Genomic DNA, 17,691 nt, shown 5'->3' on the forward strand with positions numbered 1-17,691 from the left:
CAGCTTCCTGCACATTGCTGGCGGCTTGTGAGAGGGGCTTGATACGGTCGCGGCTGCCGCTGGAGGGGTCGGGGGACCCCAGGGCCTGTCAAAGGTCATCCACGCCCCTGGGGGAACACCATGGCCAAGTCCCGGCCGTCTGCTCGTGCTCGTCGTGCCCGCGTTCGTATCGGTCAGGCGGTTGCGATTGCCATCGCTTTGGCGGTTCCGCTGAGTGGTCTCAGCTCTGCCAATGTCCCGACCGTAGCGGCGGCTGCGTTGCCGCTGGCGGTGATGTCGGGGCGAGGCGAGGCTTCAGCGCCGGCACAGCAAGCCGGTACGACGGATCCCGCCGCGGCGGGGCTTCCGGTCGGGAAGAACACCACGGTCCCGCCGTCGCTGCGGTCGATGTTCCCGAGCGGTGTGAAGGCGCCGGCGGACAAGGTCGAGCAGACGCCTCCGGAGGTGGTTCCGGCGGCAGATGCCAAGGACCCGGCGAACAGCTTCAGCGAGAAGACCAGCAAGGAGCTGCCCGAGCGGCGGGACCGGTTCTCGCAGACGTTCGTCAATGCCGACAAGACCGAGACCACTGTGCTGTCCCAGGGTCCGCTGAACTTCAAGAAGCCGGATGGTTCGTGGGCGAAGATCGATGCCGATCTAACGCCTTCGGAAGGCAAAGGCGGCTGGGAGGTGATCTCGAACGAGGTCTACTCGTGGATCGCGCCGAAGGCGAACAACACTCCGCTGGTCCAGATGGAACTGGGGAACGGCCACAACTTCGGCTGGAGCTTGTTGGGCGCGGGCGATGTCGCCGGACAGATGTCGGAGAACAAGGTTCTGTTTCCCGGGGTCGCGCCCGGGGCTGACCTGGAGCTGGAGTCGCAGCCGACGGGGATCAAGGAAACCATCATCCTCGGAGCGAAGACCTCCGGCCGCACCTACACGTTCCCGCTGCAGCTGACGGACAATCTCACGCCGTCGCTGGTAGGCAAGGAGATCGTCCTCACCGACGAGAACGGCGTACAGCGCGGGAAGATCCCTGCCGGCGTGATGGAGGACAGCAGTGCGACGAACGGCAGCCCTGCCACGTCAACTGCCATCGAGTACGAGCTGACGACGGTCGACGGCAAGCCGGCGATCAAGGTGGTCGTCGACGACGCTTGGCTGGACGATCCAGCGCGGGTGTACCCGGTGAAGGTCGATCCGACGTTCTACTGGACGGAGTCCCAGAAGCCGAGCTACGCGGTGAGCACCGGTTTGAACGGCGGCATCGACGGTGGCCAGTCGCTGCAGGTCGGTTGCCGCCCGGGGCCGGGACAGACCGCGTGCCCGAGCACGGGCTGGAACGTCTTCGCGTCGTACCTGTCCTTCCCAAGCCTTGTCCCTGCTTTGAAGTTCCACAAGATCTTCACTGCACGGCTCGACCTGCTGAACTACGAGTCGGGTTCGTGCGCGGCGCGCTGGGTCGATGTTCACGGCGTGACGCAGGCCTGGCAGAACATCCCTCAGGCGCAGCTGAAGTTCCCCGGTCCGCCGGTGACGCCGGCCGCTTTCGGCGGTGCGGGGTTCGCGAAGGGTTACATCGCGACGGGGCAGACGTCGTCGGCGTGCAAAGCCGGCTACCAGCCGATCGAGCTCCAGGCCGCCGGCCGCGACTGGATCCAGAGCCTGGCTGACGGGACGCGTGACAACTGGGGTCTGGCGGTGCGTGCCCGGAACCAGAACGACTCGGCGTCGTGGAAGAAGTTCGCCGGTGTCGACACCGCGAACCCGCCGCGGCTGGTGGTGACGCACTCGCCGTACCGGGCGTCGTACGCTGCGATGCCGCAGAGCCCTGCGGACTATGTCACCCAGGACAAGCCCGGCAAGTTCCCGATCTACGTGAAGAATCTGGGTGCCTACACCTGGCAGCCGGGCGTGGACTTCATGACGTACCGGGTCTTCGACAGCGCCGGCAATCAGGTCCACACGGAGAACGCGCACAAGACGCAGTTCCCGACGATCGTTTCCCATCTGGGAGGTATGACGCTGCCGGTGTCGGTGCAGAAGCTGCCCGGTAGTGCGGCGGGCACGCGGTACCGGATCGAGTTCACGATGGTCCATCAGGACGGCAGTATCCCCAGGACATTCACGGACTGGGGAATCGATCCGCTGAGGATCGACATTGTGGTGCAGAACGTTCCGCCGGTCGTGGATCCGGCGGGGGTTTGGCCTTTGAACGGAGCTCAGGCAACGACGTTGAGGCCGCAGGTGTGGGCGGACGCAGTTGACCCTGACGCGCCTGAGACGAGCATTCAGTACCGCTTCGAGATGTGCGAGGTGGTTGGCACCGATCACCGGGTGAACTGCTTCACCAGTGGTGACTACGGTGCGGCCAAGACGTGGGTCGTGCCGTTCGGAAAGCTCGCCTGGAACAAGGAGTACGAGTGGCGACCGTACATTCGTGACAACGACGGTGTCGTGAAGACCATTCAGCCGATCACGATGTTCACCGACGTTCCGCAACCGGTGATCACGGCGCACCTCGCGAGCGCTGAGGCTCAGCCGGGGGACAAGCCGTTCGATCCTCAGGGCGGCAACTACACGACGGCGGCGCTGGATGCCGTCGTACCGGTTGCGGGTCCGGAGCTCAACGTGGCGAGGACGTACAACAGTCTTGATCCGCGTCGTGACGGGTTGTTCGGTGCGGGCTGGTCGAGCCGTTACGACATGCGGGTCAAGCCAGAGACCATCTTCGGTGCGCTGGTGACCTATCCGGACGGGCGGCAAGTACGGTTCGCGCGCAACACCGACGGTAGCTACGCCGCTCCACGAGGTTCCAAGGCGATTCTGACCGGTGCGGTCTCGGGGCCATGGACGCTGCAGATCGCGCCTGGAACCAAGTACGAGTTCGCCGCGACGAGCGGACGGCTGAGCAAAGTCTCCGGTGTGCAGGGCAAGCCGCTCGTACTGACTTACGACAGCACCGAGGCCGCGGCCAAGCTGCAGTCGGTAGCGAGCCAGGACGGCGCCGGGCGCAAGCTCACCTTCGCCTGGACCCAGGACGGCAAGCACATCGCCTCGGTCAGCAGCCAGCCGGTCGGCGGGACGCCGTTGACGTGGACCTACGAATACACCGGAGACGCGCTGACCAAGGCATGCAACTCCGAGCAGAAGTGCACGACGTACAACTTCGAGCAGGGCTCGCACTATCGCAGCGCGGTGCTGGACAGCAAGCCGGACGCCTACTACCGGCTGTCCGATGTTGTCGGGCTGGCGTCGAACGAGGTCGACATCGCGCCGCGGACCGATTTCGGATCGCACCGTCAGACTTCCCTTGGACAGGAGTCCGCGCTGGCGGGTGTCGGTACGGCGGACAAGTCGACCGGATTCGGTGGTGCGGCGGCGAAGTCGTCGGTCGGGCTCAGGAACGGTCTGCTGAATCGAAGCCGTGATGCGTCGGTCGAGATGTGGTTCAAGACCGGCGCCGCCGGCTCGCAGCCGCTGATCGGGTATCAGAACAAGGCTTTGGGTACGGCGCCGACTGCCGGCATGCCGCTGCTCTACGTGGGCAGCGACGGCAAGCTCCGAGGCCAGTTCTGGCAAGGCGCGGCCGCACCGATCACCTCCTCGGCGCTGGTGAACGACAACCAGTGGCACCACGTCGCGCTCAACGCGTCAGACGGCAGCCAGACGGTCTACCTGGACGGCGCTCTCGTCGGCAGGCTCGACACCGGCACGATCGACAACGATCCCTTCCCGATCGGTCAGATCGGTGCGGCGGCGACCGCCCGCGCGTCTGACTGGCCCGGGTGGGGTACGGAGGCAACCCGGTACTTCGAGGGTTTGATCGACGAGGTCTCCCTGTACTCGCATCCGATCTCGGCCAAGGAGATCCAGAGCCACTACGAGCTGGGGAAGACGGCCGCTGACCAGTTGACGTCGATCACCACGCCCGGTGGGCGCACGCTGACCCAGCTTCGGTACAACCCCGCCGACGATCGCATCACCGAGTACGTCGACGCGAACGGTGGCTCTTGGCAACTGGACACTCCCAAGGTCAGCGGGGGAGAGACCGATCTTCGGCGTACGGTCCGCGTCACCGACCCGGCCAACCGGTCGTACGTCTACGAGTACGACGCGCTCGCGGGCAGATTGCTGCGGGTCGGTCGTCCGCTCGCGGCGCGGACCAGGGCGGAGGACCATCCGAGCTCGCCGGCGCCCGAGGTGGCTGTGGACTGGCCGCGATCCGGGTACGGCATCAGGAGCTTCACCTACGACAAGACCGGCGTACTGGCGAAGGTGACGAGCGAGGTCGGGGCCGAGGTCAGCATGACCTACGACTCCCGCGGCAACGTCGCCTCGACCAAGACGTGCCGCACGGGCGCGACGGACTGCCGGACCGAGTTCAACGTGTACCACGCGAACTCGGCGTGGAGCCCGCTGGATCCGCGCTGGGACAAGCTGGCGATCTACCGCGACGGCAGGTCGAGCAGTGCGGCAGATGACACCTACCGGCGCAGTACGTCGCTGAACGCGGCGGGCGATTTCGTCACCGAACGCAGCCCTGACGGTGGCGAGGTCAACTACACCTACACCGACGGTGTGGCCACGGGTCCTGACGGGCAACCGATGCCTGCTGGACTGCTTCGCACGTCCACCAGCAAGATCTCGGCGACGACGACGGCGCAGACGCAGTACCTCTACAACCAGCACGGTCAGGTCGTTCAGTTGACTGCTCCGTCCGGGCTGGTCACGAAGTACACCTATGACGAGATCGGCCGCAAGCTCACCGAGACGCAGGTTTCGGACACTTATCCGGCCGGGGTCACCTCGACGTACGCCTACGACAAGATGTCTCGCGTCGTCAGCGTCACCGGGCCGGTCACGACCGACGCGGTGACGGGTGACAAGCACCAGCAGAAGGCCGAGATCGAGTACGACGACGACGGCAACGTCGCGAAGTCGACCGCCAAGGACCTGCTGACCGGTGACGAGCCGCGGGTGACAACGTTCGAGTACGACGACCGTGGACGTGTGATCCGTAGCGTCGACGCGACCGGCAAGGAGACCCAGCAGGGTTATGACCAGTTCGGGAACAAGACCTGGTCGCAGGACGCAGGAGGCGCGCGGTTCGAGTATGCCTACAACGACCTCAACCTGCTGACCGAGGTCCGCGACTTCAACATGCCGGGCGCGACACCGGACGACCCGGAGGACACTCCGGAGGACGGACCGGCCGAGGGCGTCGACTACACGGTCCAGCAGACCACCTGGTACGACCCAGCCGGCCGGAAGTCGGTCGACGTCGACGCGATGAAGCGGGTCACGAACTACGCCTACAACGGCGACGACACCCTCAAGAGCGCGACGCTGGTCGGGTTCCACAACCCCGACGGGACGACCCGCGACTTCGTTCTCGAGAACAACACCTACGACAAGGCCGGCAACCGGACCCGGTTGGTCACCGACAACGGCAAGACCACCATCGACTACACCTACGACGTCGCGGGTCGGGTGGCGACCACCACCGCGGACCCGCAGACTCTGAAGCGCAAGTCGACCGACACCCACGACCTCGTGGGCAACGTCACCAAGCGCGAAACCACAGGTGCTTGGTCGAACGCCGACCTGGCCGGGCCGACGACCGTGACCGATGTCGTCAGCTACGTGTTCGACACGGCCGGACGTCCGGTCGAGACCAAGGTCCAGAACACGGACGGGTCGTTGGTGACCACCTCGTCGACGTACGACCAGCGTGGTCTGAAGCTCACCGAGGTCCAGCCGCGCGGCAACGTGACCGGGGCGGTCAAGGCGGACTTCACGACCAAGTTCGAGTACGACGAGCTCGGGCGCCAGATCCGGACGGTAGCTCCGAAGGTCCAAGCCGAGCAGAACGGTGGTGCGGCCGCTCAGGTTCAGCCGACCGGTAGCGTGGGCTACGGAGCCTTCGGGCAGCAGACCTCGGCGAAGGATGCCCTGGGCAACATCAGCAGGACGGCCTTCGACAAGCTCGGTCGTCCGGTCGAGGTTACCGGTGCGCCGTACACACCGCCAGGCGGTCAAGCGCTGACCCCCAAGGCGACCGTCGAGTACGACGCGGTCGGCAACGTGCTGGCGCAGGTCGACGAGCGAGGAAACGCCACGCGCTTCACCTACGACCACCTCAGCCGCCAGATCCAGGTCGACTCCCCGGGCAAGACGAACGACGAGCGGGCGCTCACGAAGTTGACCTACACGCCGAACGGCGAGGTGGAGTCGGCGGCGGATCCGCTCGGTGCGGTGACGAAGTACACCTACGACGATCTGGACCGTCCCGTCACGACCACGGCGGTCGAACGGAAGCCGGTCGCCGGGAACTTCGTCACCCGGTTGACGTACGACGACCTGAGCAACGTCGTGAAGGCGCAGACTCCATCCGGCGCGATTGCAACGAACACCTACGACACACTCGGTCAGCTCACGCAGTCGGCCGACCCGAGCAACGTGCTGACCAAGCTGGGCTACGACTACGCGGGCCGTCAGGTCCGCAACAGCGACGGGCTCGGCCGAAGCAGCATCGCGTCGTACAACAAGGCTGGTCAGCTCGTGTCCAGCAAGCTGCTCGACGCTTCCAACAACTCGCTAGGCACCACTCAGCTCGGCTACGACGCCGACGGGAACGTCATCAGCTCGACGCCGGCGAGTGGCAACCGCGCGACGACGTACATCTATGACGCCCTAGGTCGGCTGACCCAGCAGGTCGATCCGGTGACGGCGACCCAGTCGATCACCATTGGCTATGGGTACGACGCCGCGGGCAATCGCACCCGCTACACCGACGGGCGTGGCAACTCCACGACGTACACGATCAACTCTCTCGGCCTGCCCGAGAAGGTGGTCGAACCGTCGACCACCGCCCATCCGGCGCCGGCCGACCGTACCTGGACGGCCTCGTACGACGCGGCAGGCAACTCCTCGCTGCTGCTCTCGCCAGGTGGAGTCCAGCGTGCTCGCACCTACGACGCTGTCGGACGGCTGCTGAAGGAGGAGGGGACCGGTGCAGAGGCGTCGACCGCCACCCGTGAGCTCGGGTACGACCTTGCTGGGCGCCTGATCTCGAGCAGCTCGATCGACGGCGCGAACACCTACAACTACAACGACCGCGGCATGCTCCTGCGCGCCGACGGCCCGTCGGGTACCTCGACTCAGGGATATGACGCCGATGGACAGCTGACCCAGCGCATCGACGCTGCCGGCACGGCCGACTTCACCTACCTCAACGGCCGCCCGGCGACAGTCACCGACCCGGTCACCCGCACCGCCCAGACCCTCGGCTACAACACCGCCGGGCAGCTGAGCACCATCGACTACGGTTCCGGCAGGCTCCGGACTGTCGGCTACGACGCCTACGGTCGGATGAACGCCGACACGTTGAAGGCCGGACAGACCGTCGTCTCCTCGATGACGTACGGCTACGACGCCGACAACAACGTCACCAGCAAGAAGACGACCGGCGTCGCCGGTGCCGCAGACAACACCTACGTCTACGACCAGCTCGGCCGCCTCACCTCCTGGACGGCCGGGACCAAGACCACCGAGTACGGCTGGGACGCGGCCAGCAACCGGACCAAGGCCGGAACCAAGCTCGCGACGTACGACGAACGCAACCGTCTCCTCAACGACGGCACGTCCGACTACACCTACTCGGCGCGTGGCAGCTTGTTGTCGAAGAAGGCCGGCGCGACTACGGAAGCGTTCACCTTCGACGCCTTCGACCGGATGATCAAGAGCTCCGACCGCGACTTCACCTACGACGCCCTAGACCGCCCTGTCGCGGCAGGGACCGCGCGGATGCGCTACGCCGGGTTCAGCGACGAGGTCGTCACCGATGGCACCCAGTCCTTCGGCCGCAGCGCCAGCGATGGTCTGCTCTCCGTCGGCTACGAAACCACCAAGCGCCTGGTCCTCGCAGACCGCCACGGCGACATCATCGGCGGCTTCGACCCCACCGACACCACTCTCGCAGCTGGGTTGCCGGACTCTCGCACCTACGACCCCTTCGGCAACTCCACCGACGCCAACGGCCTCAAGTACCGCATCGGCTACCAAGGCGACTGGACCGACCCCCGCAGCGGCGACGTCAATCAGGGCGCCCGCTGGTACAACCCCGAGTCCGGCACCTTCAACTCCCGAGACACCATCAGCCACGCCGCAGGCTCAGCTTCGTCTCTGCCGAACCTGTACGCGTACGCCGCCGGTAACCCGGTCCTGATGCGAGACCCGACCGGCAATGCTCCCGATCCAGAAGACGGCGGCACGTCCGAGTACACATGCAAAACGTACTGGGGAGTGGTCGATGATGGACATGGCTGGATCACGACGTGTGATTGGAAGGCCAAGCCGCCCAAGTGCGTGAAGAATTGTCAGAAGAACCACCCGATCCCGCCGCCTCCGGGCGGGTGCGAGAAGAATTGCGGTGGCGGTGGCGGTGGCGGTGGCGGCGGCGGCGGCGGCGGAGGAGGCGGAGGAGGCGGAGGCGGGGAATGCAAGCGGAGCTGCGGTCCGATAAAGCCTCCCCCGCCGGTGTGTGACGCCGAGTGCCAGCGCAAGAAGAAGGAGCAAGAGGACCGCGAGAAGACCGAGAAGGCCCTCCAGGACCAGGAAGACCGCGCCCAGAAGATCCCGGTCATCCCGCCGGGTACCCCTCAGTGCAGCGCCACCAACCCGAGCCTCTGCCCAAGCAATCCCACCCGCCCAGCCGACCAGAACGGCGGTTACGTAGACCGCACAGGCCAAACCGGCGGCTCCGCCGACCTCACCTACCAAAACGCCGTCACCACCCTCGGCACCACCATCGGCAACGTCACCCAAACCGGTTCTCTTGGGTCGCTGATGACCACTGGCATGAGCCTGCCGATGATCTGCCAGTGTGGCGGCGGACCCGGCCTGCCCGCTTTCGCTGGGGGCGGCGGAAACATTGGCATGGGGCTACCGCCAGGAACCATGGGCGGTTTCGCAGGCGCCGTCGGCGTCGTGGTCGTCGCCGGCACCGGCGTCCTCCTCATCAAGGATCTCAGCGATGAGCCGTCCGACAATCCCTACATCCGCGCCCTAACCGGCTCCGGAGCAGCCCAACCACCAGACGACGATGACGATGATCCCGAGGCTGACGCTCAAGCAGAACGAATTGTCAAGCATTCCGATGAGCAGGCGGCGTTGAATAAGAAGGATGCGACGCATTACGTGAGTGGCGTTCATCCGGATCGTCTGAACGTATACGTTGCCGATGTCCTCAAGGGTAAGGTTCCAAATGTTGAGGTTCGGTATCTGGAGCGTGGTCGAATCGCATATTGGGATCCGGCTAAGAAGGCTCTCGTGCTTGAGGAGGGGGAGGCTGGTAGTGTCTACACTCCGAAGAGCGGATATCGATACTTTAAGGAGGAAATTAGGTGAAGTTGAGGCGATCGCCATGACGCGAACTGTAGAAATCGAAGCCCAGTTCCTTGAGACTCTTGCCCGCTTGGCGACTGAGTTCACTGAACTGCCGGATGATGTTCTACTGGAAGTCGGTGCGGATGCTGACGTTCGGCATTTTTCACGGAAGTTGCGATCACTAGATCCGGTAGAAGCCACCGCGAAGGTCGAACTCATAATTCTCGTCGATGCCGATGCCGATGCCGATGCCGATGCCGATGCCGATGCCGATACGCGTATCGCATTCTCGAAAAATGAGTACTTAACGTTCTTCAAATTGATCAACCAAGTAATCAAATTCCATGGTGAACGTGAGTTGTTTCTCCGCACAGGGAGGTATGCAGGGGAGGTTGCATCCGCTGTAGCGGCTCTCCCCCGACTGTCTTCAACGGATTCTTGACGCCGAAACGTGCGGGATTCAAACCAGGATCTCGAGCGGCCTCCGTTGCGGAGATCCTCTTGTGGACGCTCGCACGTGGACCAGATCTCTCCAAAGAGCGGTCCGCAATCGACCGTGACTCCCGATGTGCTGATCCAGATCACGAGGTCGCCGAGCATGGACTGGAGGGCGTCAGTTCCGCGTCGGAGAGGGGGAGTTCTCCTTCTCCTGCCGCGGCTTTCTTCGCCGTGGCGATCCGCGCGGGGTGAGTATCAGCCAGGGTGAGAGCGGACGTCGCGCCAGTTGCGGCGGTAGCCGCAGGGCCGCGCGGGAGCGCGCCCGGGCGTCAGCCCGTACTTCAGCGCGCCAGCTCGTACTTCAGCGCGCCAGCGCGCACTTGAGCGCGCCAGCGCGCGCCCAACTGGGTGGGCGGGAGCGCCGCGTAGCGCGCGACGGAGGAGGGGGCGTAGTCGGCGCGTGGGATGAGAGGAGGCGTGCGGGAGGAAAGCACTAGCCTGGCCGTATGACGGAGAACGGGCAGGTGGCGGTTCTCGGCGCGGGGGTGATGGGGGAGACCCTGTTGTCGGGGCTTTTGCGGGCTGGGCGGCGGCCGGAGGAGTTGTTGATCACCGAGCGGCGGCAGGAGCGGGCCGACGAGTTGCGGGAGCGGTACGGGGTCGACGTGGTGACCAACGTCGAGGCCGCGGCGAAGGCTGACACGTTGGTGCTGGTGGTGAAGCCGCAGGACATGCCGGATCTGCTCGCGGAGATCGCGCCGGTCGTCAGGCCGGAGCAGACGATCGTGTCGCTGGCCGCGGGGATCACGACCGGGTTCATCGAGTCGCGGCTGCCCGAGGGGGTCGCGGTGGTCAGGGTGATGCCGAACACCCCGGCGCTCGTGGACGAGGGGATGGCGGCGATCTCCCGGGGTGCGCACTGCGACGAGAGTCACCTGGTGCTGGCCGAGGGGCTGCTGGCGGCGACGGGCAAGGTGGTCCGGGTTCCGGAGAAGCAGCAGGACGCGGTGACGGCGATCAGCGGGTCCGGGCCGGCGTACATCTTCTTCGTCGTCGAGTCGATGATCGAGGCGGGCGTCCACATGGGACTGCCCCGCAGTACGGCGACCGAGCTGGTCGTGCAGACCGTGGTCGGGTCGGCGAAGCTGCTGCGGGAGACCGGTGAGCACCCGACCGTCCTGCGCGAGCGGGTCACCTCACCGGGCGGTACGACGGCGGCCGCCGTACGGGAGCTGGAGGACCACAAGGTCCGTGCGGCGTTCCTGTCGGCGATCGAAGCGGCACGGAACAGATCGAGAGATCTCGCCGCGGAGTAACACTGCACGCCGGGTCACCGTTAGTGTTGTCGTCGCGGTTTCCTGCCACTTCAAGGATGAGACGACTATGGTCCCGGCCATGAACAACCATTCGGTGGACCCGGCCGCCACGGCTCCGGCCGCCGGGCGGGTGCCCAGTCTGCCCGCGCTGCCGTGGCGGGTCCCTCTCGACCGTGCCCCGTGGTGGGCGTGGGCGCTGTTCGTGCTGCCCTTCGTGGCGGTGCCGGTGCTGAACTCCTGGCTCTGGATGGGCGCCCGCGACTTCCTCGCGGTCGCCCTGTTCACGCTGATCGGCGCCTCGGTCGTGCGGGTCGCGGGCGGTGTCGTGCTCTACAAGGTCGAGATCACCGAGGCGACGCTGAAGGCGCGGACCAGCCTGCTCGTGCGCAGCCTGGCCTGGCAGGACGTCGACCGGGTCGAGGTCGTCGACGGTTCGGTCGTGCTCGGTTCCGGCCGCGACGAGAACGAGATCAACGGCATCACCGAAGGCCGCACCGACGAGGTGGCCCACAACATCGAGGCCGCCCGTGACGCCGCCGCCGACCAGCCCGTACGCCGGTCCCGCCCGCGCCCTGGCCTCGGCGTCCTGCTGGTCCTGCTCTACCTGGTCCTCTCGGTCGGCGCCTTCCTGATCCGGTGGCACATCATCTGACGTCCCCGATCCGTTCCCGCCACCGGGCTAGTCTCGACAGCACCGGACAGCGAACGGAGAGGTGCACGATGCTGGGACTGCCAACGGGTGTGACGGTCTGCCTGTTCGACCTCGACGGGGTGCTGACCGACACGGCCGCCGTGCACATGGCCGCGTGGAAGGAGATGTTCGACGCCTTCCTGAAGGATCGTGGCGATGCTCTCTTCACGTCCGACGACTACGAGGAGTACGTCGACGGCAAGCCGCGGACCGACGGCGTCCGTGACTTCCTGGCGAGCCGCGACATCAAGCTCCCCGAGGGCGACGCCGACGACAAACCAGAAGCCACGACGATCAACGGTCTCGGCAACCGCAAGAACGACGCCGTCCAGCGCCGGATCCGCACCGACGGCGTCCGCGTCTTCGAGGGCTCCCGCCGCTACCTCCAGGCCGCGCAGGAGGCCGGGCTGCGCCGCGCGGTGGTCTCCTCGAGCGCGAACACCGAAGAGGTCCTCAACGTCACCGGCCTCGCCCAGTACGTCGAGCTGCGCGTCGACGGCGTCACGATCAAGACCGACAACCTCCGCGGCAAGCCCGCCCCCGACACGTTCCTCGCCGCGGCGGAACAGCTCGGTGTCGACCCGTCCCAGGCGGTCGTGTTCGAGGACGCGCTGGCCGGGGTCGAGGCCGGGAAGGCCGGCGGGTTCGGGTACGTCGTCGGTGTCGACCGGGTCGGCCAGGCCGATGCCCTGAGCAAGCACGGCGCGAGCGTCGTCGTACAGGATCTTGCCGAGCTGCTGGACGGAGACGACAAGTGACCGATCGCGCCGCCGAGCACCCGATCGAGCCCTGGGCGCTGCGGGAGAGCGGGCTGGACCTCGAGCGGCTGGCCCAGTCGGAGTCGCTGTTCGCGCTGTCCAACGGACACATCGGCCTGCGTGGCAACCTCGACGAGGGCGAGCCGTACGCGATCCCCGGCACCTACCTGAACTCGTTCTACGAGCGCCGCCCGCTCCCGTACGCCGAAGCCGGCTACGGCTATCCCGAGTCCGGCCAGACCCTGGTCGACGTCACGAACGGCAAGCTGATCCGGCTGCTGGTCGACGACTCGCCGTTCGACGTCCGGTACGGCGACCTGCACAGCCACGAGCGCGTGCTCGACTTCCGGGCCGGGATCCTGCAGCGCGACGTCGACTGGACGTCGCCGGCCGGCAAACGGGTCAAGGTCCGCTCGCGCCGCCTGGTCTCGCTGACGCAGCGCGCGGTCGCCGCCATCGAGTACGTCGTGGAGGCGGTCGACCAGCCGATCCGGATCGTGGTCCAGTCCGAACTGGTCGCGAACGAGTCGCAGCCGCGGCTGTCCGCCGACCCGCGGGTCGCGGCGGTGCTGGAGAACCCGCTGGAGCCGGTCTCGCAGCACGGGGACGCCGAGGACGTCGTACTGGTGCACCGGACGCGGCAGAGCGAGCAGCTGATGGCGTCCGGGATGATCCACGAGGTCGACACCAAGACCCGGTACAAGGTCGACCTGGACGTCCGCGAGGACTGGGCCCGCAACACGGTGATCTGCGAGCTGCAGCCCGGCGAGACGCTGCGCGTGGTCAAGTACGTCGCCTACGGCTGGTCCGCTCTGCGGTCGGAGACGGCGATCGCCGACCAGGTCGCGGCCGCGATGGCCGGTGCGCAGTTCACCGGCTGGGACGGGCTGGTCAAGCAGCAGAAGGAGTACCTGGACGACTTCTGGGACGCCGCCGACGTGGAGGTGCACGGCCACGCGGAGCTCCAGCAGGCGATCCGGTTCGCGCTGTTCCACGTGCTGCAGGCCGGTGCGCGGGCCGAGCGGCGGGCGATCCCGTCGAAGGGACTGACCGGCGCGGGGTACGACGGCCACACGTTCTGGGACACCGAGGGCTTCGTGCTGCCGGTGCTGACCTACACGATGCCGGATTCTGCCGCCGATGCGCTGCGCTGGCGGCACTCGATCCTCGACTCGGCGAAGGAGCGGGCCGGCGTACTGGGGTTGAAGGGTGCGGCGTTCCCCTGGCGGACGATCCGCGGGCAGGAGTGCTCGGGCTACTGGCCGGCCGGGACGGCGGCGTTCCACCTGAACGCCGACATCGCCGAGGCGGTCACCCGGTACTACTGCGCGACGCTCGACGAGCAGTTCATGACCGACGTCGGGGTCGAGCTGCTGGTGGAGACCGCCCGGCTCTGGATCTCGCTCGGGCACCACGACCGCGACGGCCTCTGGCACCTGCCCGGTGTGACTGGCCCGGACGAGTACAGCGCTGTTGCCGACGACAACGTGTTCACCAACCTGATGGCGGCCCGGAACCTGCGGGCCGCGGCGACGTTCGCCGTCAAGTACCCGGCCAAGGCCCGGGAGCTGGACGTCGACGCCGAGGAGGAGGCCGCCTGGCGCGACGCGGCCGGCGCGGTCTACGTCCCGTACGACGAGAAGCTCGGCGTGCACCCGCAGTCCGAGGGCTTCACCGGGTACGCGGAGTGGGACTTCGAGGCATCCAAGGACAAGTACCCGCTGCTGCTGCACGCGCCGTACTTCGAGCTGTACCGCAAGCAGGTGGTCAAGCAGGCCGACCTCATCCTGGCGACGTACTGGTGCGGTGAGTCGTTCACGGCCGAGGAGAAGGCTCGCGACTTCGACTACTACGAGCGGCTGACCGTCCGGGACTCGTCGCTGTCGGCGTGCGTCCAGGCGGTCGCGGCGGCCGAGGTCGGGCATCTCGACCTGGCCTACGACTACGCGTACGAGGCCGCGCTGATCGACCTGCTCGACCTGCACCACAACAGCGGCGACGGGCTGCACATGGCGTCGCTCGCCGGCGCGTGGATGGCGCTCGTCGCGGGCTTCGGCGGGCTGCGCGAGCGGGAGGGGCAGCTGAGCTTCGACCCGGCGCTGCCCGACGGACTGGACGAGCTCGTCTTCCGGGTCCGCTGGCGCGAGGTCCGGCTGCGGGTCGAGGTGAAGCACCACCAGGTCACGTACGCCGTGCACGACGGTCCGGGCGCGCAGATCACCTTCCTGCACGCGGGCGAGGAGGTCCGGGTGACCGAGGACCAGCCGGTGACCGTGCCCCTGAAGAAGCGCAAGCCGTTGCTCCCGAGGCCGCCGCAGCCGGTGGGTCGCGAGCCGATGTCAGCCGTCACCAAGCACCCGGAGGAGAACCGCGAGAAGCACCTGGCGGGCGAGGCATAGGCTCGGTTCATGGACTTTTCCCTGTGGCCGGCCGCGTCGCGGACCTGGCAGGAGATTCTCGAAGGTGCGGAGTACGCCGAGCGGACCGGGTGGCACGGCGTCTGGATCGCCGACCACTTCCTGCAGAACGGCGACGACCTCTCGATCCCGGTGAACGAGGCCCTGGCGCTGCTCGCCGGGCTGGCGACGCGGACCGAGCGGGTCCGGATCGGGTCGATGGTGCTCGGCAACACGTACCGGCACCCGGCCGTCGTGGCGAACTGGGCTGCGACCGTGGACCAGCTGAGCGGCGGACGGTTCGTGCTGGGCGTCGGCGCGGGCTGGCAGGTCAACGAGCACGAGGTCTACGGCATCGACCTGCCGCCGGTGAAGGAGCTGCTGGCGCGGTTCGAGGAGGCCTGCCAGGTCTTCCGCGGGCTGCTCACCGAGGACCGCTTCAGCCTGGACGGCAAGTACTACCAACTGACCGGTGCTCCGTTGGAGCCGAAGCCGGTGAAGCTCCCGCTGCTGATCGGCGCGTCCGGCGAGAAGGTCGCGTTGCGGATCGTCGCCCGGTACGCCGACGAGTGGAACCACTGGGGCGTCCCCGAGGTCGCGCGCCACAAGGGCGAGGTCTTCCGGGCGCACTGCGAGAAGATCGGCCGCGACCCGTCGACCGTCCGCCGTTTGACCCAGGCGATGATCCAGGTCATCGACGCCGGCGACACCGAGGCGGAAGCCCGTCGCGACAGTCTGGTCGCCGCCGGCCGCCCGGCGATCATCGGGACGGCTGCCTACGTGCTCGACACCATCGCGCAGTACCCGGACGCGGGCATCGACGAGCTGCTGATCCCGGACTCGTTCCTGGGCAGCGGCAACCAGCGCTTCGACGCGTTGGAGCGCCTGCGCGAAGAGGTCTTCCTCAAGCTCTGAGCGTCGCCGCCACCGGCCAGTGGTCGCTCGGAAGGCGACCACCTGGTCGGTGGTGCGCGACGGCCGCCTCCACCACCTGCAGCCGCTTGACCAGGATGTGGTCGATGCGTTCGCCGGCCACGCCGGTGAAGTCGTGGAAGGTGCCGCCGGCATCGGCGGGCAGCGCATCGGTCCAGCCCGCGGCGGTGAGCACCTCGAGCGGCGGTGAGCCCGGCTCGGCGTTGAGGTCGCCCATCAGGATCCACGGGTGATCAGGAGTGGCCCACTGATCGAGCAGCCGGGAGGACTCGAGCCGGGCGACTTCTCCCAGGTGGTCGTAGTGGGTGTTCAAGACGCCTACGCGCAGACCTGCGGACTCGAGCCGGACCAGCGTCGCGATCCGCGTCAGGTCCGCGTCCCACCCCACAGATCCTGGCGTCTCCGGTGTCGGCGAGAGCCACCGCGTCTCGAAGGACTTGACCGCCCAGGGACCAGGACGGACCATCACCACCGAGTGCTCGCCGCCCGACACCCCGTCGTCCCGTCCGACGCCGACGATCTCCCAGCCGCTGAAGCGTTCCCGCAGGTAGGCGAGCTGGTCCGGCAGCACCTCCTGGAGCCCGACCACATCGGCCGCCAGTTCCTCGATCGCCGCGACCGTCGACTCCCGGCGGACCGGCCAGGAGTCGTCGCCGTCCGGCGCCGAGGAGTTCCGGATGTTGAACGTCGCCACCCGCAGCTGCACACTCACCCCTCGATCCAACCAAACACCGAACGACTCCCGGCCGCCACCCCGACCTTCAAGCCATCGTGGATACCTGACCCGGGTTGAGCCCCATCGCAGTGGTTGCTGCTAGCAACAATGGAGCGCTGGCCTCGATCGCCCGGTCCCGCCCGGCCGCCAGCAGCGCGTCGACCGTTGCCGGATCCGACGCCAGTACGGCGTACTGACGCTGCAGCGGCTCGATCACGCTCAGCGCCGCGTCGGCGACGTCGGTCTTCAGCTCCCCGTAGCTTCGGTAGCCCTTGGCAAGCTCTTCGGGGTCCCCGTCGGTGCACGCGGCAAGGATCTCCAGCAGGTTCGTCACTCCCGGCTTGCCCTCGGGATCGTGCCGTACGACGTTCTCGGAGTCCGTGACCGCCTTCATCACCTGCCGGCGGATCACGTCCGGCGGGTCGAGCAGCCGGACCGTACCGATCGCGTCGTCCACGTCGGACTTGCTCATCTTGGCCGTCGGGGTCTGCAGGTCCTTGATCCGGGTCGCGAACGCCGCCTTCGCCAGTTCCGGGACGACGAACGTCTCGCCGTACTCGCGGTTGAACCGGATCGCGACGTCGCGGGCCAGCTCGACGTGCTGGTCCTGGTCGTCACCGACCGGCACCCGGTCGGTGCCGTAGAGCAGGATGTCGGCCGCCATCAGGCAGGGATAGGTGAACAGGGACACCCGGGTCATGGGTTTGTCCCGGCCCTTCTCCTTGTACTGGATCATCCGGGACAGCTCCCCGACGTACGAGGTGCACTCGAGCAGGTACCCGAGCTGCACGTGCGCGGGGACCTCCGACTGCACGAACACCGTGCCCTCCGGAGAGCCGGCCGCGAGCATCAGCGTCGCGGTCTCCCGGGTGAGCTCGGCGAGGCGTCGCGGCACGTGCCGCAGGGTCATCGCGTGCAGGTTCGCGACGAAGTAGAACCCGTTCGGGTCCGTGAAGCGGCGCAGCGCGCCCAGGTGGTTGCCCAGGGTCAGCCGGCCGGTCGGCATGATGCCGGATACGGAAGTCATCTCGTGCTCGTCCTCTTCTGTCGGGGGAGGGGCCACCCCGTCCGA

The 17,691-nt window shown here is 67.1% G+C and carries 9 protein-coding genes; 7 read left to right on the top strand and 2 right to left on the bottom strand.

Annotated elements, in window-relative coordinates; all coding sequences use genetic code 11:
• The first annotated feature begins 273 nt into the window (after positions 1-273).
• From ACLQ2O_RS06775 to ACLQ2O_RS06805, 7 genes are all read left to right on the top strand, one after another.
• A complete protein-coding gene (locus tag ACLQ2O_RS06775) occupies positions 274-9,393 on the top strand; it encodes a LamG-like jellyroll fold domain-containing protein (protein WP_425828312.1) in 9,120 nt (3,039 codons plus the stop codon).
• Positions 9,394-9,409: 16 nt separating this feature from the next.
• Complete coding sequence (locus ACLQ2O_RS06780; RefSeq protein ID WP_425828314.1) at positions 9,410-9,814, top strand: hypothetical protein; 405 nt, start codon at positions 9,410-9,412, stop codon at positions 9,812-9,814.
• 502 nt (positions 9,815-10,316) lie between these two features.
• Complete coding sequence (gene proC, locus ACLQ2O_RS06785; protein ID WP_425828316.1) at positions 10,317-11,126, top strand: pyrroline-5-carboxylate reductase; 810 nt, start codon at positions 10,317-10,319, stop codon at positions 11,124-11,126.
• 79 nt (positions 11,127-11,205) lie between these two features.
• Positions 11,206-11,778, top strand: coding sequence for a hypothetical protein (locus ACLQ2O_RS06790; protein WP_425828318.1), 573 nt, complete (start codon positions 11,206-11,208; stop codon positions 11,776-11,778).
• Between the two features lie 68 nt (positions 11,779-11,846).
• Complete coding sequence (locus ACLQ2O_RS06795) at positions 11,847-12,575, top strand: HAD family hydrolase (protein WP_425828320.1); 729 nt, start codon at positions 11,847-11,849, stop codon at positions 12,573-12,575.
• A complete protein-coding gene (locus ACLQ2O_RS06800; RefSeq protein WP_425828322.1) occupies positions 12,572-14,974 on the top strand; it encodes a glycoside hydrolase family 65 protein in 2,403 nt (800 codons plus the stop codon). The genes ACLQ2O_RS06795 and ACLQ2O_RS06800 overlap by 4 nt, the downstream gene beginning before the upstream one ends.
• A 9-nt stretch (positions 14,975-14,983) precedes the next feature.
• Positions 14,984-15,886, top strand: coding sequence for a TIGR03560 family F420-dependent LLM class oxidoreductase (locus ACLQ2O_RS06805; protein ID WP_425828324.1), 903 nt, complete (start codon positions 14,984-14,986; stop codon positions 15,884-15,886).
• Here ACLQ2O_RS06805 and ACLQ2O_RS06810 read toward each other — a convergent pair.
• Together ACLQ2O_RS06810 and trpS are read right to left on the bottom strand one after the other, a co-directional pair.
• Positions 15,876-16,616, bottom strand: a complete 741-nt coding sequence (locus ACLQ2O_RS06810; RefSeq protein ID WP_425828326.1) for an endonuclease/exonuclease/phosphatase family protein — start codon at positions 16,614-16,616, stop codon at positions 15,876-15,878. The two genes, ACLQ2O_RS06805 and ACLQ2O_RS06810, sit on opposite strands and share 11 nt — an antisense overlap.
• A 49-nt stretch (positions 16,617-16,665) precedes the next feature.
• Entirely contained in the window at positions 16,666-17,646 is a 981-nt protein-coding gene (gene trpS / locus ACLQ2O_RS06815; protein WP_425828328.1) for a tryptophan--tRNA ligase, read from the bottom strand.
• Positions 17,647-17,691: the final 45 nt, after the last annotated feature.

Source organism: Kribbella sp. DT2 (genome assembly GCF_049844575.1).
Lineage (GTDB): Bacteria > Actinomycetota > Actinomycetes > Propionibacteriales > Kribbellaceae > Kribbella.

Coding starts and splice junctions, on each gene's coding strand:
- ACLQ2O_RS06775 (WP_425828312.1), top strand. CDS start 274: ATGTCGGGGCGAGGCGAGGCTTCAGCGCCGGCACAGCAAGCCGGTACG.
- ACLQ2O_RS06780 (WP_425828314.1), top strand. CDS start 9,410: ATGACGCGAACTGTAGAAATCGAAGCCCAGTTCCTTGAGACTCTTGCC.
- proC (WP_425828316.1), top strand. CDS start 10,317: ATGACGGAGAACGGGCAGGTGGCGGTTCTCGGCGCGGGGGTGATGGGG.
- ACLQ2O_RS06790 (WP_425828318.1), top strand. CDS start 11,206: ATGAACAACCATTCGGTGGACCCGGCCGCCACGGCTCCGGCCGCCGGG.
- ACLQ2O_RS06795 (WP_425828320.1), top strand. CDS start 11,847: ATGCTGGGACTGCCAACGGGTGTGACGGTCTGCCTGTTCGACCTCGAC.
- ACLQ2O_RS06805 (WP_425828324.1), top strand. CDS start 14,984: ATGGACTTTTCCCTGTGGCCGGCCGCGTCGCGGACCTGGCAGGAGATT.
- trpS (WP_425828328.1), bottom strand. CDS start 17,646: ATGACTTCCGTATCCGGCATCATGCCGACCGGCCGGCTGACCCTGGGC.